Genomic DNA, 23,463 nt, shown 5'->3' on the forward strand with positions numbered 1-23,463 from the left:
ATGCTGACTTATTTTGTTTTTTGCTTAAATTACTTAGATAAGCAATACGGGTCAGCGGTCCTTTCTCCCGCCCTATCTAGCTTTCTTTTTTCTTCCACATATAATAGTTATAGAAAAATTGGATCGCAAACGCCACAAGGATGAAAAGAACAAAACTAATTTTTATTGCTTTGCTTAAGTCTATGTACATCATGAAAATCGTGATTAACACGATGAGCGGAAAGGATATTAATGTCCGAATCATTTTTCTCCTATAAGATAATCCAAAATAATTCATCTTAAATCCTTTATCAATTTTGGTTTTGTTTTTGAATAGGAGTGAGAAAATGATAACAGTTGCTATGGAAGCAATGGTGGAGATCAGGAAAATGTCCACGGTCAGTCCTCCTTCCTAATCATTATTATTTATTTACTATAGTATCAGAAAGACTTTTTTCTCTACTAAATTACACACTTCTACAATATCTCCACGAAAGATAACCTTCCCCTTCTGTATTCCCGAAACTCTCTTGTTCCTTTACAAACTCGAATTTTCGCGCTTCATAAAAAGGGATCCCCTTTTCATTTCCTTTGGCAACAGACACCCACTGCTTTTTCGCTCCGTTTTCCCGCTGCACGTCAGTAAAACCTTGTAACAGTTTGGTTCCTATTCCTTCCCCCCTGCGATTTGGGTCTAGATAAAGGACAAAGATTTCTCCCTCTTCTATACTGATCAGTCCTCCGCCGATTGCGCCGACAACTTTGTGTCCTTCTATCGCCACATACCATCCATTCCAATCGCTGCTTGTATGGGTGATTTCCTTAAGAATTCGATCATGATGATAAAATTCAGCTATGACTCTTTCTATATATGTATCTGCATGTGTTTCCTTATATGTATCTCTATATCCCTCTGAACAAACATTGATTATTCCTTTGATATGTTCAGTACCAGCCTTTTTCACTTCTATCATAAAAGGACCCCCTAAGTCTTTTATCATATTGTATTTGTGCAGCCACACTAGAAATTAACATTCACTCAAATCACTATTAAACCCTTAACAAAACCTTCCCCTCATACTGCCGGCCCTCCACCAGTTGATGAGCAAGCGCAGCATCCCTCAAGTCAAACACCCTCGCAATCGGAAGTTTCACTTTTTCCGTAGAAAAGAGTTCCAGCACTTTCTCCGCAACGGGCCATAGACGTTCCGGCCTGTACTTTCTCGTCGTTCCTAAGCTGAACCCCTTCACATTCCTGCAGCTGCTATGAACGTCGCTGGTTTTAAAGACGCCGGCTTTACCGCTGCTGTTGCCGAATTGCACAAGCGTGCCGTAGAGGGCAAGGCAATCCATACTTTTGCCGGTCACTTCACCTGCAACAGAATCGAAAATCACATCTGCGCCCCGCCCATCGGTTTTATCTGTGGTGATATCGGTAAAAGTGTCATATGTACAAACTGCATCCGCGCCTAATTCTTTCACGTACTCTTCTTTACCAAGGTCGCCAACCGTGGCGATCACGCTTTCTGCGCCTGCCAGTTTCGACATTTGCACCAGCATGGAACCGACGCCGCCTGCAGCACTGTGAACGACAACCGTGTCTCCTTCTTTCACTTCCCCAATTTCATGAATCAAGAGATAAGATAAAATCGAAACTGTTGGCATGGCTGCAGCCTTTTCGAACGACAACTTATCAGGAATCTTGAAGACCAATGATTCTTTCGCTTTTACATATTCTGCATATGAACCTGCACTAGGAAACGCCATGACGCGGTCTCCAACCGAAAATGGTGAATCACGCCCGGCCTCCTCAATTGTCCCGGCTGCGTCGAGCCCAAGAATCATAGGGAATTTCCCCTTCCCTTTTGCACCATTACGTTTCTTGATATCAGCATAGTTGACGCTCGTATATGCGGTCCGGATCAACACCTCCCCTTCTTGTATGTGCGGCCTGTCCACTTCTGCAAACCGCAGGACATCCGCATTTCCAAATTCATTTTGTATGACCGCTTTCATGTTGATTCCCCCATTTGAACAAATTATAAGTTATGCCTGCCTTCTTCAATTCCATAATAATTCAATACCAGTCATTTGGGATAATACAAAAAATGAATAAGAAGTGCTTCTATTTACTTATGAATCTTTTTATTTTCCGGTCCAAAAAGGGCAGGCTGTTATTCACGTCTCAAACCAATCCCCATTAACCGCTTTAATATAGCGCTCCGCAGATCTCTGAACCGCTTCATCGGCATTTTCTTTTACCACTTTATGAAAAGCATTGTATAACCTTTCAAAAGGCAGATCCCGCACTTTTGCAGCCATCTCTTCTACTTTTTCAGCTGGCAGGGGGATCAAGTTCGGGTAGCTGTACATAAAGCTCACCCATTTCGTATCCGCAACCACTTGAATGATATCCCCAGAAAGAAGCTTGCCTTTCCCGTCAACCCCATTTTCCCAATGTAGCACTGCTCCGCCTTTAAAATGCCCTCCGAGACGATGCAAAATCACCCATTCACTCAACGCTTTCTCTTCACCTTTCCAAAGTTGGATATATCCACTCGGTTCCATAATCCATTCGCGGTCATCATGATGGATATAAATCGGCGCGTCGAACACTTCGGCCCAATCTGCCTGCCTTGAATAGTAGTGGGGGTGAGAAAGGGCAATCGCATCGATACCACCCAATGAACGAATGAATGCAATTGTTTCGTCATCGAGGTACGTGATACAGTCCCATAGAACATTGAAACCATCACCAATGACCAGATAAGCTGTTTGCCCGATCCCTAGTTTCGGAGTTGTCGTGATACTGTAAAGACCTTCTTCCTCTTTTGTAATGGTATTTTTATAGTTTCCGCTCTCCGCCAATTCAACATGGGTCGTCCATGACTGGCCTTCAGGATTTACATATTGCCTTTCTTCTTCACAAATCGGACAGTGATCCGGCTCACAAGTACTTGCAGGATATTGGACTCCGCACGTCGTACAGATGTATTTTTTCATTATTCATTCCTCCAAAGATTTATGTATCTTTAGATTACAGAAAATTCCTGGTGGATTCTTCCTTCATTTAGATGATGGCCGGGTGCTACTTTAGTCGTAGGGTATTGTTTTGGAGTGCGAATTGCATTTGAAAATTAATGTTTTCGGAGAAAGATTAAAAAATGGAACTTCGGCTATAGGTCAATCCAGGCACGATGTTCTATTAAAACAGTTTTATCCCCCAAAAGAATAACCAAATAAAATAATCAGTGAAATCCCGGCAAAGATTAAGCCTATCAGTAAAGTAATAACCGAAATCATCCTTCCTGCACCCTTTTCCTTTTTCACGCCGAGGGCGCCGAATAACAGACCCATCACTGCCGTAGAAGGGGCAAATTGAATAAAATTCACCATAGCCCCAAACCCATTACTTGAAAACACAGCAACGATAAAGGCAATAAGTTGAATAACAAAAACCACCAGTATAATTGCTGCAATTTTACCTGGGAGAGTATTGACCATTTCAGCCGGTTCCCCTTTCTGTATGTTTTTACAGTGACAGGAATTCAGGCAAAATTAATCTACCTGACTTGAACCTGATAAAGCATCATTTCATACTGCACATCAAACCCCGCAGCTGTATATAGATTTACGGCCGTTTTGTTTTCTTCATTTACACAAAGTACTATCTCATTTATTGAGGAATGCTCAAACAAGGTATTGAGAGCCGCTTTGACAAGCAATGCGCCGACTCCCTTTTTTCGATGTTTCTTAGAGACAGCTATGTATTCAATCCTCCCTTCACCATGTCTTGGCGAGGCTTCAATATACACATAGCCGGCAAGGTCATCATTGCCAGCTACTGCAGTCAGCAGCTGATTTTCATCACTCAATTTATCCCAAATGTAATCTCCGTGGTAATACGTATTGGGAAATGATTGTTTGTGTAACTTCAAGAAACCAGACTTTTACTCAGGTTTGACTGAGGATACTTTCTAATGTTCATTGCTGAGTTGATGATTTTTCCTGGAAGCCTTTAAGATTAAATGTTTCCCCCTGCAAACTCCCTTCAGCAAGGATACAAATTGTATGGCAACTGTATTGAACTGGTTCAAGAAAAAAGAGACACTTTTAATATCATTCATTCTTAATAATATAGAGGCTTGCTGCCATATGGAAACGGCAAGGTCATCCCACCTCTCTCCGTCTTCTAAAAATGGCCCCCAAACCTCAGCCGTCTTTTCATCAATGTCAATATCAAACCCTACGGCTCCAACGATTCGATCATCTCTGTACGCAACAATGAATGAATCTTCGAGTTCCTTATCGGAAAAGTCATTCAGGAGAGCATCTAAGATTTCGTTTTTCTCCTCACCGCAATAGCCGACATGGCTTGATTGTTTCGTATTCATTTTTTCTATAAACCGTGCCAGTTGTTCTGCATTTATTGGTGAATGCAATGAAATGTTCATCAAATTCCCCCTGTCTGTATGTTCCTTTAAAGCATTGTGTGCTTAATGTCTTCAGTCCTTCAGGTCAGGGTAAAAAAATCATCTTCCAAAAAACGACGGCAGCGATACACCGATATCAAACAAAACACTCATGATCAGAAAGAAAAACATGATCAGGACACTTATCCCTACCACCAGTGTCCAGGTTCTGTTTTCCTCACTTCCGGTCCGGCGTCTGTATTTCTTTTTTCTGTATATGGATTGAACCTTACGCAGCTTTTGATTCTGTTTCGGATCCATCATGTACCTCCTCCTGTTCAGTTGAAGGTTAATACTTCACCAATACTTTCAAAGGGTTCATGCGTCCTTCTCCCAAATCTTCAAAACATCGGATCAACTCTTCCTTCCCGATGGTGAGTTCAAACAATTGATTGAGAACCGAGCCTCTGCTTTTCACATTTTCAAAATACCACAGGGAATGCTTACGGTAATTCCAGCCGTCACTCGAGCCTAAAATTCTTAATTCCTTCTCATAAAATTCAGGCTGGAGTTCAAAGATGTCCTTATTTCCGTCAGACAGGATGCATAGTCCAGCTTCAGGCAGAAGGGATATTTGCAGGCAATGAAATGCGGCATTGTTCCCTGAGCACTCCAAGCCGTAGTCATAAAAATCCTTTGGGCATTCCGAGGTGTTTGGAAATACATCACTTGCCCCTATTTTTTCCGCTAAGTGCCCCCTGGTAGCGTTCGGTTCTACAACATCAATGTGCTTCACATTCATATATTCCCTGAGAAAATAAACCGTCAGAATGCCCATAGTCCCCATTCCGGTCACCAATACTTTGTCTTCTTTGCCTGGATTTAGTTTCATTACTCCTTTTGCTGCGTCACATGACAATATGGTAAGCAGTGCATTGGTGTAATGGATATCTCTTGGAACTGGTAAGGCTTTATATTCTGGAATGACCCCAAAATCTTTATGCCCGAAGGAAGCAATGACTCTATCTCCTTTTTTGAGCTTGGCAACCCCTTTACCGACCTCTATGATTTCACCATAGTTTTCATACCCGGTTTCTTTAGGATAGACCGGCTGCCTCTCTGTGATGTCTGTTTCAAGATACTGCGGCAGTTCCGCTCCGATGCTGATCGCCCCTGCTATTGTTTTCACCAGGACTTCATCGTGTGCGAGCGGCGGTAATTCATTTTGTATCCATTTCAATTCTTTTTTACCAAGCAGCATAAGTGAGTTTTGTTTCATTTTAATCATTCCTATTCGGGCAGCCTGACCCAAATGACCGCACCCATCGGATGCTTATAAGGAACAGGCTGTTTATAGATCTTCGGATTATCAAGCACCCAGGCGTACGTTCTTTTGTATGGCAGTACAGAAGCAGCTTCACTTTCCACACCGTGGAATCTTCTGCTTTCCTGGTACTCTGTTAAATTCAACTCTTTACTATCAATGAGATCGACTTCGCCATAGACCATGCCCGAACCGCTTTTGATCAGCGCAATCTTCCCGCGGTTTTTTGTGTTCGATCCCCTTATTTCCCACGTTTTCTTTCCTTCAAAGATCCTATCGATCCAGGGTGATTTAATGATGAGTGCATTCATGGGAGCTCTCCTTTTTTAGATGATTAACTTCACCGATTATATTGAACTTCGAGAAACCCGGTTTCCTTAGGGAAATCTTTTCTGCTAAGCTCTCTGCCGGTGATAAACTGGCGGTAGGAAGTAATCGTCCCGTCATGGGAAACTATATATATTCGATGATTCCCGAACGATTTACACCATTCCAGAAAATCTTTCGCCAGTATCTGAAACTCTGTATCCGGCAATGTGTTTATCCCTTTTTCCCACCATTCCCCTGCACGTTCTTCCTCCACATGAAAGTCTGGAAAATCTTCTCTTATTTTGTCTTTAGTGAGTATTTGATCACAGGGCAGGGTCACCCATTCTGGATTCTGGGGAAACATTCTTGGTGATACGAGGGGACTGACTATTTTCTTGCATGCCGTGTCTTCACTCCAGATTTGAGCGGTTTGCAGTGTTCTTCTAACCGGGCTGATGATCAGGACATCGGAGTGGGTTAAAGAAAAATTCCTTTTCAGCTCCTTTGCTTGGTTGATTCCCTCAAAGGTTAAGGAAGGATCTGAAGTATGTAAGCTGTCAGGTACATCCAGGGTGTGTTCACCTTGTCCATGTCTAATAAATAGTAATTCCATTTAATCCTCCAAATAAAAAACGTTAGATTGATAGGTTTAAAATATATCTGTTTCCATTATTTCCACTAAAATAATCTTCTTGCAGAATCCCGTAAACCGCACAATCCTTATATTGATTCTTCGAATTCCGGATCATATCCCGGATTGTTCCTTCCTGCATCATCCCGGCTTTGTTCATGATTCTCCCGGATGCAGGATTATCTGTGTTATGAGCAGCAGAAATCTTATGCAGTTTCATTTTAGTGAAACCGAATTCCACAACTGCCCTCAATGCTTCTGTGCCATAGCCTTTGTTCCACCACCGGTATCCTAGCGAATAACTGACCTCACAATTTCCCGTAGCTTCTTCCATATCATATAAATCAATCTCGCCTATCAGTTCTCCGCTTTCCTTAAGCTTTATTGCCCAATAGCAGAACTCTTCACTTTCATAGTCTGAAAGAATCCGATTCACCCGCTCCTTTGTTTCTGAAACGGATTGATGCGCGGCACTCACCCGGTTGTCTGACACCCGTTCGTCAGAGAGCCAGTTGTCAAATGCGGCCAGAGTATCAGTAAGCGTGAACTTTTGCAGCAATAATCGTTCTGTTTCTATAGAAGGAGTTCCATAATAAATAATCATTCAGCACCTCAAATTAAACGTTTAATGGCTTCAACTACAACCATGGGCTCGTCATACTGAATATAGTGAGCACTGTTTTCAGCGAGAATAAACCGGCTGTTTGTCGATATGGTAAGCAGCTCCTTTTGCATATTGTTCCAGAGCTGTTGTGAGGAGGCAGAATAATGAGCTTTCTTCCCGGCTGCAATGACGGCCAAAGGGATATTGAGCTGCTTCCTTGATTTCTTAACCAATTTTAAACTCTCTATAAATTCTTTATAATTGCTTTCATAAACGAACTGATCCTTATATGCTTTTTGAAACTCAGCCGGCATAGTAGGAAGGAAATCTTCTCTATAATCCTCCGGTGTGGAGTCGACTAAAATCAACCCGCTGACTTTTTCAGGGTACTTGGTTGCAAACAATCTCATATTCACCCCGCCAAATGAATGGCCAACGAGTAAATATGGCGGATGTATGTTCATTTCCGTGAGCATTTCTTTTAACTCATCAACCATATTGTCACTTGTTCGCGGGGTTGAACTCTTTTCACTGTTACCAAGCCCCGCCCGGTCATACAGAATAACTCCTGTTTCTTCAGCAATAACTGGGGCGATGTTTTCCCACGTTTTAGAATAGTCTCCGTATCCTGCGTCCATCACTACCGTTGGTTTCCATTTCTGTTCTCCGAATACTTTCACACAAATATTGAAGTGTTTTACTTTTACATATTTTTCTTCAAAAAGGCAGTCCGACATTTTCATAGAATTCCTTTCTTCAACCTGTACTTTGTAAATTCTCTTTGTAAGATTGTGAACGTTAAGTAAGCCAAACCCTGTCAACCTATAATTAAATCGCTGCAACCTAAAATCGTCTGCACATCTTCCGGATACATGTGGTCCAAGTCATGTAGATTAGATAATGACTTCCAGGCTGCTTCACTAATTGTTTCATCCGGATCATTGATACCTGCACTATCACCCAGCTTTTCCACTTTAAAATAATGGGTTCTCACTTTGATTCCTTTTAATACGGTCTCTTTAATAGTCAGTTTCTCGAGGATCCTGACCTCATACCCTGTCTCTTCTTTCACTTCCCTTATGCAGCAATCTTCAGGCGTCTCTCCTATTTCAATACCGCCTGACGGAATGGCCCATCTATCACTATCATTGCCCCGAACCATAAGGACTTCATTACGCTCGTTGATGCAGATTGCTGCAGATCCAAACCATTGTTTCATCATGTCACCTCGATATATCTAATAAGTTAAATTTTACCACAACCATTCAGGGTTTTCTGATGATTCTTTGTTTACCGTCACCATCCCTTTCGATTTTCCAGTCCTTTTCCATAATGATGAAATTGTAATCTTCACCTCTGATTGTGTTCTCAAAGTCTCCTTTTCTTTTAAAACCTGCTTGTTCATAAACATGGATGGCGCGTTTATTGAATTCCGCGACCGCCAACTCCAAATGGTTATACCCTATTAATCTTCTTCCCTGTTCGATGATGGATTGTATAAATTCGAGTCCATTTCCTTTTCCTGTTAGATCAGGCCTCATTTGAACGCCAACAGCTATTATTTCTTCCGATGGGTCTCCCACCTCAAAGAATTCGCAGTTGCCGAGCAATTCTCCTTGACCATCCACAACTGAATACATTTGGTCGGTATTGACACTTTGGAGGAAGCCTTTTATTTTTTCCTCCTGAATGTTATTATCGTAAAATGAATACACTCCTTCATAAGTCCACGTAATGAATTCAGCCACATCTTCCTGAGTTCTCTTCCTGATTGTATAACCCATCTACCAATCTCACCCTTTCATTTCATTACTTCCATTTTATAGCATCCGGTTATATCTCGCTCCCTAAAGTCCTGTTATGTAGTGATAATGAGCAAAAAAAATGCCTTATGCTTTATCTCTGCATAAGACACTCCTCATAATCACTTATTCTTTTCTTTGTAGATAATCCTCTCGATGCTCTTGAGAGATAGGTGGTACACTTCAGCCAGTTTCGCTTTTGAAGCACCATTAATGTAACGCCTATAAATCATTTGATCTCTCTCTTTAAAAGCTTGCCTTGTCCCATTTTTCTCTCCCCAGGAAAGCTGACTTCCTCTTTTCCTCGGGATGTAAACATAATCCCCGTCAATATATTCCTGGATGATCTGCACTAATTCTTTCGGCAGTACATCGCTTGCCTTTTTATATCCCATAAACGTCCCTGCTTTCTCATAAAATGTATAAGAAACAGCAAAGACCGCTCTCTACTCACTTTCCAGCAGCCTCTGCCACTAGCGAGTGAATATCTTTAGGTTTGGATACTTTCCCATTTTGTCTAACCTCCTCCCATTTGTTTACCTTCTAAATTCTAAAGTCAATCCCTCTCCCACCAGGGATGACTGCTTGAGCAATTCTTTACTCACTGTGTCGATCCAGTAATATTGCAAGGTTTCCCCGAAGTATGTCTTCACTTTCCATGCATCGACGAATTCGCCTGGACCTTTTTTACTACGTTCCTCTTCTGCTACGCTAATCCTGACAGTAACCTCAGAGTCTGATACGGCATTGAATCCATTAAAATCCAATGTATACCTGCTTCTTAACGGCAAGGCCCTTAAGATCATCTCCACGGAAAAAGTATCATAACAACTTGGAAGCGTTTTGTTATATTGCTTTCCCTCTTTTTCTATACTCACCGTGTTATCCCCATAACTTGCTTTTACACTTTGGACATCATCTATGTAATCAGTAAAAGAAACGGGTTTGAAAGAAGCCTTTTCAACAATCGTGATACTTTTTCGATTCCCTAATATGTCGGAAGTTAAAGCCTGCTCTCTTTCAATGACCTCCTTTCCATCCCTTAAACCAAATTTTATTGTTTCTGTAGTAAAACCTGCCCTTGTTTCATTGCCGTTTTCAATTAGAAATACCTCTTTTTTATCTGTTTCTTCTTTTAATGCATTGCCGTCTATACCAATAAGATCAGGCATTTACCCCGCTCCTCTTCATGCTATGGATAGAAATCCGTCATTAATTTATCAAAAGAATGAATTTCAGGATTAAATCTGATAGCTCAAACTGAATTGATAAATCTCATTAATAAAGGCTTTGAAATCAAATCAACGCTTATAAAGCAATCCTATTCGATTTAGACGATCCCCCTCCTGGATTTTCACACTAAATGTCTTAAGTTGCTGCTGAAAACAGTCTTCCTTTAACTAAATTCACCTGCTCAATCATATGTCCAATATTCCCTTCTCCGGCATACAAGGACATATCATAGAAGTTCTGATCCAAACCAGACCAATAGAGTATATTTTCATCCCCTGAAACCGATACATTCCGGTTCAGTCTGCCGACATACACTTCTACAAAACATTTTAGATGGTAGTACGTAAAATCCATTAAATGATGAAGAGTAACATCCTCGGCGGTTATAGAAGTTTCTTCTAATAATTCTCTATAAGCAGCCTCCAGCCCTGTTTCTCCTTCTTCAATTTTCCCGCCGACTAAATTACGCAGTCCCTTGTACGGTTCTTTCAGCCTCTCACACATTAACAGCTTGGTCATTTCTTTGTCGTAAATCATTAAGACGTTGTAGCCTTGCATTTGATCACTTCCTAATTAATAATGTTGTTTACAGCCACCAATCCTTTTGCGGAATCAAATTAATAGTTTCCAGATCAAAATTCTCCTCAAACCAAGGAGCCATCAATGTTTTCTTCACTAAATATTCAGAAGCAGCATGGGAAACTCCAATCAAAGACATGTTTGTTTGACTGGCGTACTCAATAACTTCTTCAAACCTATTCCTCCCATAATCGTTATCGATATGGCAGTGGATTTCCCCAGAGATATATGCATCTGCCCCTTTGTCTTCAGCGAGCTTCATCCATTGAGTTTTGTCGCCGCAGCCGGCAACGATGGCCACTTTATTAATCTCTTTTTTCCGTCCCTCAAAATCCACATAAGGGACATCGAAAATACGTTTGAGATTATCGCTTAAGTCTTCAGACTTGGTAGGTTGAACATTGCCAATGATACCTATATAACCGTATTTTTCGTCATGGATGAACCTGTCTGTAATATCCACATTTAATGCTTCCGCAATCGCGTGGCTTGTCCCCAACGATCCGTGATAGTCCATCGGAATATGGCATGTGTAAACGGATAGTCCCTTGCTTATGATTTGATCCAACAGCGATTCTTCAATTGGAACGAATCCCCTTCCCCACTGTCCATTCGGATCACCGGACTCCATCAATATAGGATGATGCATAAAGAGCAGGTCTCCGGATTCCCCTTTTTCAATAAACCTTTCTAAAACATGTTTTGTTGGGAAAACGGCCAAAAAGATATTCTTCACTTTCGGTGAACCTTTTATCATCAAGCCATTGAAAAACTCATTGAATTCCGGCTCGAATTTTTTTCTCCAATCAAATTTCCCTTCATATACCTGAGGGATATATCTGCTGAAAGCAGGGTCTTTGCCGAAGTTTTTAATTTTGAATGTTTCATCCAGTTGGTGAACGATATTTAGTAGATTTTCCAATGTCGGGCTCCTTTTTGATAAAAAAATAGACTTGTTTTTCAACTTTCCTCTTCCATTAAACTTCATCAATTTCACAAGAAATTTAATATCCTTTACAGAGTTCGACGATGAGTTTTTATAATCTCTGCATATTGCGTATCCCCCAACCCGTACTCTTTAAATCTCCTGATTAAATCAGACACAAGTTCGGTTACCGGGACATCCGGGTGTTCCTGAATATATACCATAAGATCGCTATCTTTCTTAAGATAATCCAAATAAAGATGAATCCCTTTGTTTAAAGGAGGCGGATGGACATCCACAGGGATTGTTTGATGAATCATCACTTCTTTGTACAGTGAATCAAATCCTTTTGCCTTCAAGCTATAAGAATCCACAGGTTGAAAACGATTGCCGACAATGTTTAGATCGATCGGACCTCTATAATCGGATTGGTCCAACCAGGCAAGGATGGTCAGCAGATTCATCTGGCAGAACATGTCCTCGTCGAACCAAAGGCTGAGACGGTCAAATTCCCCGTTGAAGAGAGGCTGCAATGGCTTCAGGGTGATGTCAGCATATTGAGTTGGTGTGACTTGATGCACCTGCGCCCGAATGTTGTTGAATTCATCTGAAAAAACTACCTCGCATGTGTCCCCGTAACACATGGCCTCATTAAATGGGATCATTAGGTCAGAATCAAGAAACTTAGTTTGTTTGAAATGCTTGTGCATTTCTGTTCCGTTTAGAACGTGCAGGGTTTCTTTTGAAGCCACATAGATCCCTCCTGATTTTTTATTGAATGATGGTTGGCAATAGTGCCGTTCGCTTCACATTCTATATTTTACCATATCACTATAGTCTTAGATTAAATCTCTTTTTTTTGCTTTGCAGCCACCCTGCTAATTTCGTCCCTGAAAAATCTTATAAATCAGGTTGGGAAAATCTAGGTCTATATGCCCGTTAAAAAAGCTTGATCAGCCTCTGTTTCATGAAAATTTTCCTCACTTCCATTCAAATTGCAAATTCTTATCATATATATTCCACTTTTTTACTTTTATAAGAATTTTCAACCTATTCTGTTAATGACTAAATATTGTTACAATTCGGTTTGTAAGAATCTCTACATAGTTTTTGGTCTAGATGATTCTTGGCAATATACCAGAGCGGGGAGGCGAACTTTTTTAGGGAGAAAGAAGAAGGTTTGTTAGCAAACAAAATGGAGAGGATGTTGTAAATGAAAGTAGGAAAGATTCTTGGGACTGTCGTAATGAGTGCACTTCTGGTCAGCCCGTCTTTCAACAGTACGGCAGATGCCACGGCAAAAGGGGAAAAAGTCCGCGTTCTAATCTCATCCACCAATGACAGTGCAGAAGTCAATGCGAAGCAGAATTACGGTGTCCGCTGGGATTTTGACCAGAAGGGATTTTCCACCGAAGTGACAGAAGCGCAGTATTACGCTCTGCAAAAGAATAAAAACCTATCTGTAAAACTTGTAGAGGAAGTATCATTGGATGCCAAACCTGGTTCGAATGCAGCCGCCGCACCGAGTGATCAGACGCCATGGGGAATCGAAGCCATGTATGAGAACTCGGACATAAGTGCCACATCCGGCGGTGACGGCGTAAAGGTGGCGGTCCTTGATACCGGGGCAAATAAAAATCACCCGGATCTCGCTAACAATGTTGAACAGTGTAACGATTTCTCCCAGCGAAAAGCAAGCCTCGTCACAAACTTCTGTGAAGATAAAAACGGACACGGCACCCATGTTTCAGGGACGGTACTTGCCGACGGCGGTGCTGGCGATGGGATCTACGGGGTGGCACCGGATGCCAAACTTTGGTCCTACAAAGTATTAAATGACCGCGGATCAGGATACTCCGATGACATTGCAGCTGCTATCCGGTATGCTGCGGATGAAAGTGACCGCCTGAATGTCAACACGGTCATTTCCATGTCTCTCGGAGCCAGTTCTGAAAGTCCGCTGATCACGGACGCCGTCAACTATGCCTATAACAAAGGTGTGCTTGTCGTCGCTGCAGCAGGTAACGAAGGGCCAAGTGCCAATACGATCGGTTATCCTGGTGCAGTGGAAAATGCGGTTGCTGTCGCAGCGCTTGAAGATGTTCAGCAAAATGGGACTTACCGCGTAGCTGATTTCTCTTCCCGCGGAAATCCAAATACGGATGGCGACTACGTGATCGGTGTGCGTGATGTCGAAGTATCCGCACCGGGACGTGCGATTGAATCAACCTGGTACGATGGCACGTATAACACCATCAGCGGTACATCCATGGCAACCCCTCACGTCTCGGGACTTGCAGCGAAAATCTGGGCGGAAAACCCTAACTTCTCTGCAGCACAGCTCCGCTCAGAAATCCAGGACCGCGCGAAGAATAACGATATCCTCGGCGGCTCCGGAGCAGCAGCAGGCGATGACTATGCTTCCGGATTCGGGTTCCCGACTGTGAATCCTTAAGGAACGGAACAGGAAGAAGATGAAAGGACATGACTGAATCGGTCATGTCCTTTTTTGGTGGCTATTGGTCGGACAGATTAACGTGAAAAGTTGCTCGGTATTCCGGGCAGCGTTCCCTTTCCACAGCCCGGGCCAGTCCTTTCCTCTAGGTTCGATCTCCTCCCGTCCCACGGTTCATTTTCCCCGGTCATGGTCCAGAGATTTTTCGACAAGTTGGTAGATAAACGGGGAAAGTGGAACGTATTTTTGGAAAGAGGGATGTATTTTCAAAAGTGGAACGAAAATTTGGAAAGAGGAATGTATTTTTGAAAAGTAGAACGAAAATGCTGGGAAACGGCCTTGAAGTTTGTGGGTGGCAGCTCTTAGGACCAATTCCAGTACCATGATGACCCTTTCTGATCCTTGGAACGTCTTGTTTTATGCTGAATTCTGAAGAGATATGCTGAAAAATGAGTTTATGCTCAATTTCCCGGGTATATGCTGACTTATTCTTTTTATACTGAACAAACCAAAAAACCACATCCCAAACACTCACCAGTCAAGAATACCGGCCATGGTAACTGACCATGAAAATCAGGCCATTGTACCTGTCCAAACCGCTAATCCCTCGTCTAAAAAATGGGTCAACGTACCTGTCCCCCTGACCCGCTCCGGTTATTGTTTGACTTTCCATTACAGATATCCGATACTATACGCATATTAATTAATCAGTTGATTAATTAAAGAAAGGAACTTCGATTATGACTCAATCACATGAACATAAGAGAGCGCCGGGGAGACCCAGATTGAATAAGGAAGTAGCCAGGCAGGAATTATTGATCTCTGCCACGCATCTGTTTTCGACTAAAGGGTTCGAGGAAACGAGCCTGCGTGAGATTGCGGCGGATGCCAATGTGAATATGGCGCTGATCAAGTACCACTTCGGTTCGAAAATGGACCTGTGGAAAGCCGTCATCCTGAAGCTGTCCGGGGAAGTACTCGAAATTAATGACTTCGATCTCGGTTCAGTAAAGGATTCCGCTGATATGAGGCACCTCCTCGGCGAGCTTTTTGACAAATTGGTCGAAATGACGTTTGAGCATCGCGAGTTCAGTTTATTTGTCATGAATGAAAGCATTCAAAAAGGCGAAAGGTTCGATCATTTATTTGAACTCCTGATCAAACCTTTCCATGAACAGAGTTATCCATTTATCGTAAAGGGTATCGAAATGGGAGTGCTTGCCGATCAGGACCCGGAAGAGCTCATCGTGATGCTTTTATCATCCGTTTCCTATCAACAGGCAGCCCCCCATATCCTGAGTCCCTTCTCATCTGTCACAAAGGACGTAGCACAATGGAAGGAAATGATCAAACACAGCCTCCGGGCAAACTTCATCAAATGATCATTTGTTCCATCTATTATGATCTGAAAGGATGTTTTCAATGGAAAAATATGAAGAAATCCCACAACCTAAAACATATGGTCCGCTCGGACATCTCCCGCTTATTGACAAGGATAATCCGACGTTGTCGTTTATGAAGCTCGCAGAGGAGCAGGGTCCCATCTTCCGTCTGCAGACCCCTTCATCATCCACGATCCTCGTATCGGGGCATGAACTGGTAAGAGAGGTATGCGACCAGTCAAGATTTGATAAAAGCATTGAAGGTGCACTCGAAAAGGTGCGTGCATTCGGCGGAGACGGGCTTTTCACAAGCCGTACCGATGAGAAGAATTGGAGCAAGGCTCACAATATCCTCATGCCGACTTTCAGCCAGAGGGCGATGAAGGATTACCACGATATGATGGTGGACATCGGTGTGCAGCTTGTCCAGAAATGGGCGCGGCTGAATCCCAATGAAGAAATCGATGTGCCGGAAGATATGACGCGCTTGACATTGGATACGATTGGACTGTGCGGTTTCAACTACAGGTTCAACAGTTTTTACAGGGAAAGCCCCCATCCGTTCATTATCAGTATGGTCCGGGCAATGGATGAAGCGATGCACCAGCTGCAGAGACTGGACATACAGGATAAACTGATGGTGCGGACGAAGCGTCAATACAAGCATGATATACAGACGATGTTCTCGATGGTCGACAACATCATCGCTGAACGGAAGGCTAATGGATCTCAGGAAGAGAACGATTTGTTATCCCGTATGTTGAATGTGAAGGATCCTGAAACCGGAGAGAATCTGGATGATGAGAATATCCGGTACCAGATCATCACCTTCCTGATTGCAGGGCACGAAACAACAAGCGGGCTCTTATCATTCGCCCTCTACTTCCTGATGAAAAATCCTGATAAATTGATGAAGGCCTACGAGGAAGTGGACCAAGTATTTTCAGGACATGCACCGACCTATAAACAAGTGATTGATTTGAAATATGTCCGGATGATACTGAATGAATCACTTCGCTTATGGCCTACGGCTCCTGCATTCAGCTTGTATGCGAAAGAGGATACCCTCCTTGCCGGTAAGTACCCGGTCAAAAAAGAGGAAGAACGAATCACCGTTCTTATCCCAGAACTGCACCGGGATAGGGACGCATGGGGAGATGATGCAGACGAATTCCATCCAGAACGGTTCGAGAACCCGGAAAAAGTGCCTCATCATGCATACAAACCGTTCGGCAACGGGCAGCGTGCGTGCATTGGGATGCAGTTCGCCCTCCACGAAGCAACCATCGTCCTCGGCATGCTCCTGAAGCATTTCGAGTTCATCGATGATCAGGACTACCAGCTCAATGTCAAACAAACCCTGACGCTGAAACCGGGTGATTTTAAAATAAAAGTCAAACAACGTGAGCAGACGGCTGTCGACTTCTCTCTTTATGCTTCAGGTTCAAGTGAAAAAACACAGGAGAAAAAAGAAACTGGTGTTAACGAGGCACCTGTCGTATCTGGCCTCAATGACCGTCCACTTCTTGTCCTTTACGGTTCTGATGCCGGTACGGCTGAAGGTGTGGCGAAGGAGCTTGCCGATACGGCCAGTTTCCACGGCGTGCGAACGGAGGTCTCCCCTCTTAACGACCGCGTAGGCAGTCTTCCTACAGAGGGTGCCGTTTTGATTGTCACTTCCTCCTACAACGGCAAGCCGCCAAGCAATGCCGGACAATTTGTCCAATGGCTTGAAGAAGTGAAGCCGGGCGAACTTGAAGGCGTCCATTACGCTGTTTTCGGCTGTGGTGATCACAATTGGGCCAGCACATATCAGAACGTCCCAAGACTGATAGACGAAAAACTTGCAGAAAAAGGCGCCGAAAGATTTTCAAGACGCGGAGAAGGCGATGCGAGCGGCGACTTCGAAGAGCAGCTTGAACAGTGGAAAGACAGTATGTGGGCTGATGCTGTCGAGACATTCGGCCTGAAAGTTGAAAATAAGGGCGGAAAGGAACGTAACAGTCTCAGTATGGAATTTGTCAGCGGCATCGGCGGTTCACCGCTTGCGCTGTCTTATGAAGCAGTAAATACAACTATCCTTGATAATCGTGAGCTTCAGACATCTGACAGCGGAAGAAGCACCCGTCATATCGAGGTGGCCCTGCCGTCAGGGCTATCCTATAAAGAAGGGGATCACCTCGGGGTACTTCCGAAAAACAGTGTGAAAAATGTGAATCGCGTATTGAAGCGTTTCGGCCTGAAAGGAAATGACCAGGTAGTTCTGTCTGCAAGCGGACGGAGCGCAGCACATCTGCCCCTCGACCGCCCGGTTTCCTTATCGGATATTCTTTCTCACTGCGTGGAATTACAGGAAGCGGCCACCCGGGCCCAAATCAGGGAACTGGCGGCCTATACGGTGTGTCCGCCTCATAAGAAAGAACTGGAAGCCCTGCTTGAAGAAGGGGTCTATCAGGAGCAGGTTTTGAAAAAACGCATCTCCATGCTCGATTTTATAGAAAAATACGAAGCATGCGAGCTGCCGTTTGAACGGTTCATGGAACTGCTCCCTGCTCTTAAGCCTAGATATTATTCCATCTCGTCTTCCCCTTCTGTCGATGCTGGACAACTGAGCATTACGGTTGGTGTTGTCAGGGACGATGCTTGGAGCGGAATGGGTGAGTATGAAGGTGTCGCTTCCAATTACCTCGCGAGATTGGAAAAAGGAGAAGACATTGCATGCTTCATCCGCACACCTCAGTCGAATTTCGAGCTGCCGGCTGACCCTGAAACGCCGATCATCATGGTCGGACCGGGTACCGGCGTGGCTCCGTTCAGAGGCTTCCTGCAAGCGCGCCGCATTCTTAAGGAACAAGGAATGCCGGTTGGCGAGGCGCATCTCTATTTCGGATGCCGTCATTGTGACCAAGATTTCATCTACCGCGATGAACTCGAACGGGATGAACAGAATGGCATCGTCACACTCCATACTGCGTTCTCACGAATGGAAGGACAGCCGAAAGTGTATGTACAGCATCTGATGAATGAGGACGCCCACCACCTGATAGAGCTCTTGGACCGCGGCGCACATCTCTATATTTGCGGTGACGGCAGCAGGATGGCTCCTGAAGTCGAAGACACCCTTCTGTCGGCGTCCCGGGAAGTCCACGGTACTTCTGAGGAAGAATCGAAGAACTGGCTCGATCAGCTTGAACGGGACGGCCGGTTCGGCAAGGATGTTTGGGCAGGGATTTAATTTACTCCCACTAGAAAAACCGGTTCGCATTTGGCTAATGGGTTCCGTTGAGGGAGGGAAAACCTTAAATCACACCCCAATTAGCAGCAGAAATAGCGATGTAAACAGCACCCTTTTTAACAGTAAAAAACCCAGAGTTATTAGCTCTGGGTTTTTATGTCTTTATTATCTTCTTATTCCGTTAAAGTCCCTTTAATTGAACACTAGATACTTGAAATAACTATAATTCTAAAACGCATGCGTTTTGTCTAATCAAGGAACAGACCGATAATTCCACTTGGATGTAACCCTGTAAACGTTTGCTCTTAAAACAGCTTTTTAGCATCCAGCCGACCATTGGAAACAAAAAAATCAATGATACTATTAATGAAATGAATTTGGCTTACCGTCAAAGTTTTATCTTCTAAAAACTTTGAGAATGCTTCTTTTGCTGTTTTTATATCCAACCCTAGTAATTGTTTAAAATGTATTGAATTGGACATAACCTTTTTGATGCTTTAAGATAATTCAAATATAATAAATTTGAAAACTAAACAATCATGTCTTTATTTCTAATCATTAATATGTTTGAGCCAATCCGTATTTCATGTTCTCTCCGGATAAAAGGTGAAGAATTAGATGATTGAACATGAATATGCAGAAAACCTATTCTAAGTTATACACATTATTAAATATTTCATGTTTTTTTTCTTCTATAAACTGATTAAAGGGCATTAATTTTAATGGTTCTTCTACCAGTTTATAAATTCCTATGGAAGGCAATCTATTTTGCACAGCAAGGTCAACAAATTCTTTATGAATTATATTGTAATGGGGAGAAGAATCTTCATCTAAAATATTTTTATATACTTCCTTTAACTTAACAAAGTTTGATTTTCTTTTATCTGTTTCTTTTATAGAAATTACCCAATGGTATAATTCCAATAATATTTCACTATTTAATGGATAAAGATATTTAGTTTTAGCAAGTTTATTGATTAATTCTAATAACTCTTCCATAGTTAGTAGGTTTTCTGAGAAAAGTAACCCAACTATATTTGTAGTGTTATTAATATTTGTCAAACTATGGTGTATTTTTCTAATGAAGAGATCATCTGATACCAAAACCCTATTAGTTTTCCTACTGATTTCTATATCTTCTATATCACCATCTAAGAGGTGCTGTTCTAATAAATCATATATATAACAGTCTCCAATCTCATCACTCATAACTTCAATCTGCTTAATAGCAATTAAGATTTTTGTCCAATATTTCTTTCTATTCTTTTTATCTTCATCTGTATAAGAATAACTACTTATTTTTCCGTTTTCCCCTAACACAACATTTCCCACACTGACTTTTACATGCTTTTGAGATTCCTTTACCCCTCGTTCTATGCTTCCTAATGTAGCTTCAGAAATTACAAATTGCTCTTTAATATTTAATGTTTTTTCTAATATATTCAAATTAGCTAACATTATAATAGAACTAAGTGATAATACATATTTTTTACTATTAAAAACTGAAACTTCTCCAGCATACAGATGTTGCTTGGGAAAATTCAGTAAAGAAATTATCATCTCAGCATAACTATCAATATTTTTTCCTGACAAATGAGAAATTGGCACCCCTGTTTCAATACCAAAATTATAATTATCAATCTGTTGATTGGTTTGTTTGTTTATAATAGCTAAAGAAGCTTTTAATTGTTCGAACAAAACTTCAGGACTGACTGCTGATAAAACATCATAAAATCCATGTTCAGGATAGTCTTTTTCTAATTTCCCCAAAGCAAATTGGTTAAAATAAACAGGAAGATTTACTATGTTATCAATCTTATACTCCCCATCAAACAGTTGAATAAGTTCTCCTTTTTCTCCATCGGACAATAATATTAACCCGATAGGATCATCAGAAGAATAATTTTCACAGTTGAATTTGTATTCTCCTGGTTTTTTAATTAAATCCTTTTGTTGATGAATTGCAATGATTCTCGTTTTTTTGCTGTTACTTATAGTGACTACTGAATTTACTTTTACAGTACTTAACTCTGCTTCATTTTCCTCTTGATCTAAGTTCGAAAAATTAAAGATAACATAATTATATAGTATTTCTTTTTTTAAATGGTCGTGTGAAAGGTATAACGCTCTCATACTCAGAGTTTTTGCTTCTTCCCATAGTCCCTGTCCAGCTTTATAAGCTGCTACAAGTTGAAGGTGTTCAATATTTGAGGAATTCAACAAATATTTTATTTCTTCTTCACTTCCATGAAAACTTCTCTTTTCTAATTTAAAAACAATTAAGTTTTTAGCATAAAATTCATCAATACCAAATATGTTTTTGTATTCCTCTAAAGTCTTAATTACTTTTCTTGATATTCCTAGAGTCACTTCGAGATTAACTTTAAATTTCAATAAATTTTCAAATCGATTACCGCTGTCATAAAGGGATTTTACCTTATCATAAACTTCCCTTGTTAACTCGGAATGAACGTTCAATTCATCAAAAGTTTGAATATATAAATCAAATAACCGTTCGTTTTCTAATGATTCACCTTCAATTATTTGTCTAACCTCATCATATCTTTTATATTTTAATAGTGGCTCAGATAAAAAGATAATATTTTCTTCCGAATATTTTTTTGATTTGATTATAAATAATGTTTTATCGATGGACTCTTCATCACTATTTTCAAGTGCGCTTATTAAACAGTTATATAAAAAAACTGGAACACTACTTTCCCTCTCCAGTAAAAGCATATTTTCTTCTTTTATTGCATCATATCCAAATACTTTGTATTTTGCCTGTTGATGTATTGCAATAATTATAGGATGTTCAGAAAACTCTTGTGAGGGCAACTGTTGGTAATTATTCAAAATAGATTGCCAAGCTTCTTCTTTTTCTAAGATAATAAATAGTTTTATTGTATTATCAAGATTCCCCTTCCAAATATCCTCTAGAATCTCCTTTGCTTTATTTTCCATTCCATTAAAAAAATAAGTTCCTGCAATAAGGCTTTTAATACTAGTATCATTTATTATACTCTGCTCAATATTTTCAATCTCGTTAAGTAATTCTTTTTTATCAACTAAAGATATTAAGTTTAAAAGGCATTCCCAATAGGAAATAAGTTCTTCAACGCTAAAAAATTTAGTTATATACCGTATATTTCTAAATTGATGGATAAGATTTTCTATTTTCATTTTTTGATTATTGGTATAATCAAGAATCATTTCTTTTTCCATTATTACATTATGTTCCATAAGAAGAGCATTATATTTATATCGTATATTTTTTTGTATTGAATAAGCTTTTTCAAAAGATTTTTTTGCAAGATCAAAATCCCCTTGGTTCATTAATAAAAAACCATAAAGATACTGTGCTTCGTGATCTTCTTCTAAGTCATTCTTTAATTCATTCCCCTTTAAAAGAACATCTTTAACTATTTCTACTTGCCCATTAACTAAATAAAAGTGTGCTTCTTTTGTTTGTAATTTATTTTGAGAATACTTCAATTCTTTTAACCGCTCATAAACCTGAGTGAATAAGTGACGGTTTTTTTCGTGGCATGCAATATAAAAATTTATTTCATTTATAAATTTCGAATTTTTATTAATGTTTTCTATTTTATTCTTTACAGTTTCTAATTCTTTATAGTTGTTAGTATTAATATATATTCTTGCTCTTTGATAGTATAATTCCTCAATCTGAGAGTTACTTAAAGTATTTTGTGCTTCTAAAGCTTCGTTTAATTCATTTAAAGCTTCTTCAAACTTATAAACACTTATTAACTCTTTCACTTCATTTATTTTATCATCGGCAAATGGATTGTGTATCTTCCGCAATTCTTCAATTCTTTCAACTATCTCTTTCTTTCCGTCACGGATCTCATCAACAATAATTGCTGTTTGCGCAATATCTTTAAAGGGTAGAAGATTAGCTCTAATTCCTATTAATTCATCTATCAGTCCATTAAAGTACTCATAAAAAATTTCTTCATCCTTAATATTGCTTCTTCCTCTTAATTGATACTGTTGATTTACATAATCTATTGCATCCTTAGCAACTTCTATTTTGAACAACTCTATATTCGCTACTTCATCCGTGGATAAAGTAAAAATTCGATTAAATAGCCTATTTTCCACGTTTGATGTTTCAAAATACTTTTGAAAGGTGAAGGTATCTAATTCAGTATTATCATATTTACGATTAAAATCACTTATTCTAATTTGAATTCCTTTTATGGTATCTTTTTCGTTTAGTTTCAATTTTTGCTCCGATATTAAACTTGACAAAAAATTTATTGATAACCCAGTCGCCAACGTAATTAAAGTAGTAGACAAGATTCTCTCTCCTTTTGTTATAGAACCCCTATACCAACTCTTACCGATAGGTCTATGAATTAATTTATTGAATATTTTTAAGAGAAGCGTAGTGATAATCTCCTACTAAAAGTATTTCAAAGCTGAACCATAACTACAATACTGTTAAAAAATTATTAGTGGACTTATTTCATTCCTTCATAAATTTCTTCTGTACATATTAGAATTTGGTACTGCTCTAAGCATGTTTTTTCTACGGTATTAATTTTACCATAAACAACCAATCCTTTT

At 40.6% G+C, this 23,463-nt stretch carries 23 protein-coding genes and 2 pseudogenes; 4 read left to right on the plus strand and 21 right to left on the minus strand.

Features of this window, described 5'->3' with window-relative positions; translation table 11 throughout:
* Window positions 1-76: 76 nt before the first annotated feature.
* The 20 genes from AS034_RS02480 to AS034_RS02575 all read right to left on the minus strand — a co-directional run bounded on the left by AS034_RS02480 (window position 77) and on the right by AS034_RS02575 (window position 12,550).
* A complete protein-coding gene (locus AS034_RS02480; protein WP_058297397.1) occupies window positions 77-376 on the minus strand; it encodes a hypothetical protein in 300 nt (99 codons plus the stop codon).
* A 70-nt stretch (window positions 377-446) separates the two neighbouring features.
* A complete protein-coding gene (locus tag AS034_RS02485) occupies window positions 447-953 on the minus strand; it encodes a GNAT family N-acetyltransferase (RefSeq protein WP_058297398.1) in 507 nt (168 codons plus the stop codon).
* A gap of 76 nt (window positions 954-1,029) precedes the next feature.
* Window positions 1,030-1,995 carry a quinone oxidoreductase family protein gene (locus AS034_RS02490; protein WP_058297399.1) on the minus strand — a complete coding sequence of 322 codons (966 nt, stop codon included), beginning with the start codon at window positions 1,993-1,995 and terminating at the stop codon, window positions 1,030-1,032.
* Between the two features lie 162 nt (window positions 1,996-2,157).
* Window positions 2,158-2,982, minus strand: a complete 825-nt coding sequence (locus AS034_RS02495) for an MBL fold metallo-hydrolase (protein WP_058297400.1) — start codon at window positions 2,980-2,982, stop codon at window positions 2,158-2,160.
* Window positions 2,983-3,195: 213 nt separating this feature from the next.
* Window positions 3,196-3,483 (minus strand): hypothetical protein, encoded by a 288-nt coding sequence (locus tag AS034_RS02500; protein ID WP_058297401.1) that lies wholly within the window; start codon window positions 3,481-3,483, stop codon window positions 3,196-3,198.
* A 59-nt stretch (window positions 3,484-3,542) separates the two neighbouring features.
* The gene (locus tag AS034_RS02505) at window positions 3,543-3,917 is read right to left on the minus strand and encodes a GNAT family N-acetyltransferase (RefSeq protein ID WP_058297402.1); all 375 of its coding nucleotides are present in this window, start codon (window positions 3,915-3,917) and stop codon (window positions 3,543-3,545) included.
* A 39-nt stretch (window positions 3,918-3,956) separates the two neighbouring features.
* Entirely contained in the window at window positions 3,957-4,433 is a 477-nt protein-coding gene (locus AS034_RS02510) for a hypothetical protein (protein ID WP_058297403.1), read from the minus strand.
* Window positions 4,434-4,511: 78 nt separating this feature from the next.
* Entirely contained in the window at window positions 4,512-4,715 is a 204-nt protein-coding gene (locus tag AS034_RS02515) for a hypothetical protein (RefSeq protein WP_058297404.1), read from the minus strand.
* A gap of 25 nt (window positions 4,716-4,740) precedes the next feature.
* Window positions 4,741-5,670, minus strand: a complete 930-nt coding sequence (locus AS034_RS02520; protein ID WP_058297405.1) for a zinc-dependent alcohol dehydrogenase — start codon at window positions 5,668-5,670, stop codon at window positions 4,741-4,743.
* Between the two features lie 11 nt (window positions 5,671-5,681).
* Window positions 5,682-6,026, minus strand: a complete 345-nt coding sequence (locus AS034_RS02525) for an ASCH domain-containing protein (protein ID WP_058297406.1) — start codon at window positions 6,024-6,026, stop codon at window positions 5,682-5,684.
* A gap of 29 nt (window positions 6,027-6,055) precedes the next feature.
* Window positions 6,056-6,637 (minus strand): histidine phosphatase family protein, encoded by a 582-nt coding sequence (locus AS034_RS02530; RefSeq protein ID WP_058297407.1) that lies wholly within the window; start codon window positions 6,635-6,637, stop codon window positions 6,056-6,058.
* A 22-nt stretch (window positions 6,638-6,659) separates the two neighbouring features.
* Entirely contained in the window at window positions 6,660-7,259 is a 600-nt protein-coding gene (locus AS034_RS02535; protein ID WP_052011568.1) for a GNAT family N-acetyltransferase, read from the minus strand.
* Between the two features lie 8 nt (window positions 7,260-7,267).
* The gene (locus tag AS034_RS02540) at window positions 7,268-7,996 is read right to left on the minus strand and encodes an alpha/beta fold hydrolase (RefSeq protein WP_058297408.1); all 729 of its coding nucleotides are present in this window, start codon (window positions 7,994-7,996) and stop codon (window positions 7,268-7,270) included.
* 80 nt (window positions 7,997-8,076) lie between these two features.
* Complete coding sequence (locus AS034_RS02545) at window positions 8,077-8,478, minus strand: NUDIX hydrolase (RefSeq protein WP_058297409.1); 402 nt, start codon at window positions 8,476-8,478, stop codon at window positions 8,077-8,079.
* Between the two features lie 46 nt (window positions 8,479-8,524).
* Window positions 8,525-9,043: a GNAT family N-acetyltransferase gene (locus AS034_RS02550; RefSeq protein ID WP_058297410.1), complete on the minus strand. Its 519-nt coding sequence runs from the start codon at window positions 9,041-9,043 to the stop codon at window positions 8,525-8,527.
* Window positions 9,044-9,183: 140 nt separating this feature from the next.
* Window positions 9,184-9,456 carry a CD3324 family protein gene (locus tag AS034_RS02555; RefSeq protein WP_058297411.1) on the minus strand — a complete coding sequence of 91 codons (273 nt, stop codon included), beginning with the start codon at window positions 9,454-9,456 and terminating at the stop codon, window positions 9,184-9,186.
* A gap of 141 nt (window positions 9,457-9,597) precedes the next feature.
* Window positions 9,598-10,233 carry a DUF3108 domain-containing protein gene (locus tag AS034_RS02560; RefSeq protein ID WP_058297412.1) on the minus strand — a complete coding sequence of 212 codons (636 nt, stop codon included), beginning with the start codon at window positions 10,231-10,233 and terminating at the stop codon, window positions 9,598-9,600.
* Window positions 10,234-10,429: 196 nt separating this feature from the next.
* Complete coding sequence (locus AS034_RS02565) at window positions 10,430-10,852, minus strand: NUDIX hydrolase (RefSeq protein ID WP_058297413.1); 423 nt, start codon at window positions 10,850-10,852, stop codon at window positions 10,430-10,432.
* A 28-nt stretch (window positions 10,853-10,880) separates the two neighbouring features.
* A complete protein-coding gene (locus AS034_RS02570) occupies window positions 10,881-11,795 on the minus strand; it encodes a Nif3-like dinuclear metal center hexameric protein (protein ID WP_058298070.1) in 915 nt (304 codons plus the stop codon).
* Window positions 11,796-11,887: 92 nt separating this feature from the next.
* On the minus strand, window positions 11,888-12,550 hold the full coding sequence (locus AS034_RS02575) for a hypothetical protein (RefSeq protein WP_058297414.1): 663 nt from the start codon (window positions 12,548-12,550) through the stop codon (window positions 11,888-11,890).
* A gap of 461 nt (window positions 12,551-13,011) precedes the next feature.
* Here AS034_RS02575 and AS034_RS02580 point away from each other — a divergent pair, with 461 nt between their 5' ends.
* From AS034_RS02580 to AS034_RS23460, 4 genes and pseudogenes are all read left to right on the plus strand, one after another.
* Entirely contained in the window at window positions 13,012-14,253 is a 1,242-nt protein-coding gene (locus AS034_RS02580) for a S8 family serine peptidase (RefSeq protein WP_058297415.1), read from the plus strand.
* Between the two features lie 785 nt (window positions 14,254-15,038).
* Complete coding sequence (locus AS034_RS02585) at window positions 15,039-15,635, plus strand: TetR/AcrR family transcriptional regulator (protein WP_058297416.1); 597 nt, start codon at window positions 15,039-15,041, stop codon at window positions 15,633-15,635.
* Window positions 15,636-15,675: 40 nt separating this feature from the next.
* Window positions 15,676-17,032: pseudogene (locus AS034_RS23455) on the plus strand (cytochrome P450); the annotation flags it as partial.
* Between the two features lie 122 nt (window positions 17,033-17,154).
* Window positions 17,155-18,870, plus strand: a pseudogene (locus AS034_RS23460) (diflavin oxidoreductase); the annotation flags it as partial.
* A 645-nt stretch (window positions 18,871-19,515) separates the two neighbouring features.
* Here AS034_RS23460 and AS034_RS02595 read toward each other — a convergent pair.
* On the minus strand, window positions 19,516-23,193 hold the full coding sequence (locus tag AS034_RS02595; protein WP_058297418.1) for a PIN domain-containing protein: 3,678 nt from the start codon (window positions 23,191-23,193) through the stop codon (window positions 19,516-19,518).
* Window positions 23,194-23,463 lie beyond the last annotated feature (270 nt).

Origin of the sequence: [Bacillus] enclensis, from assembly GCF_001456935.1 — a bacterium.
Lineage (GTDB): Bacteria > Bacillota > Bacilli > Bacillales > Bacillaceae_B > Rossellomorea > Rossellomorea enclensis.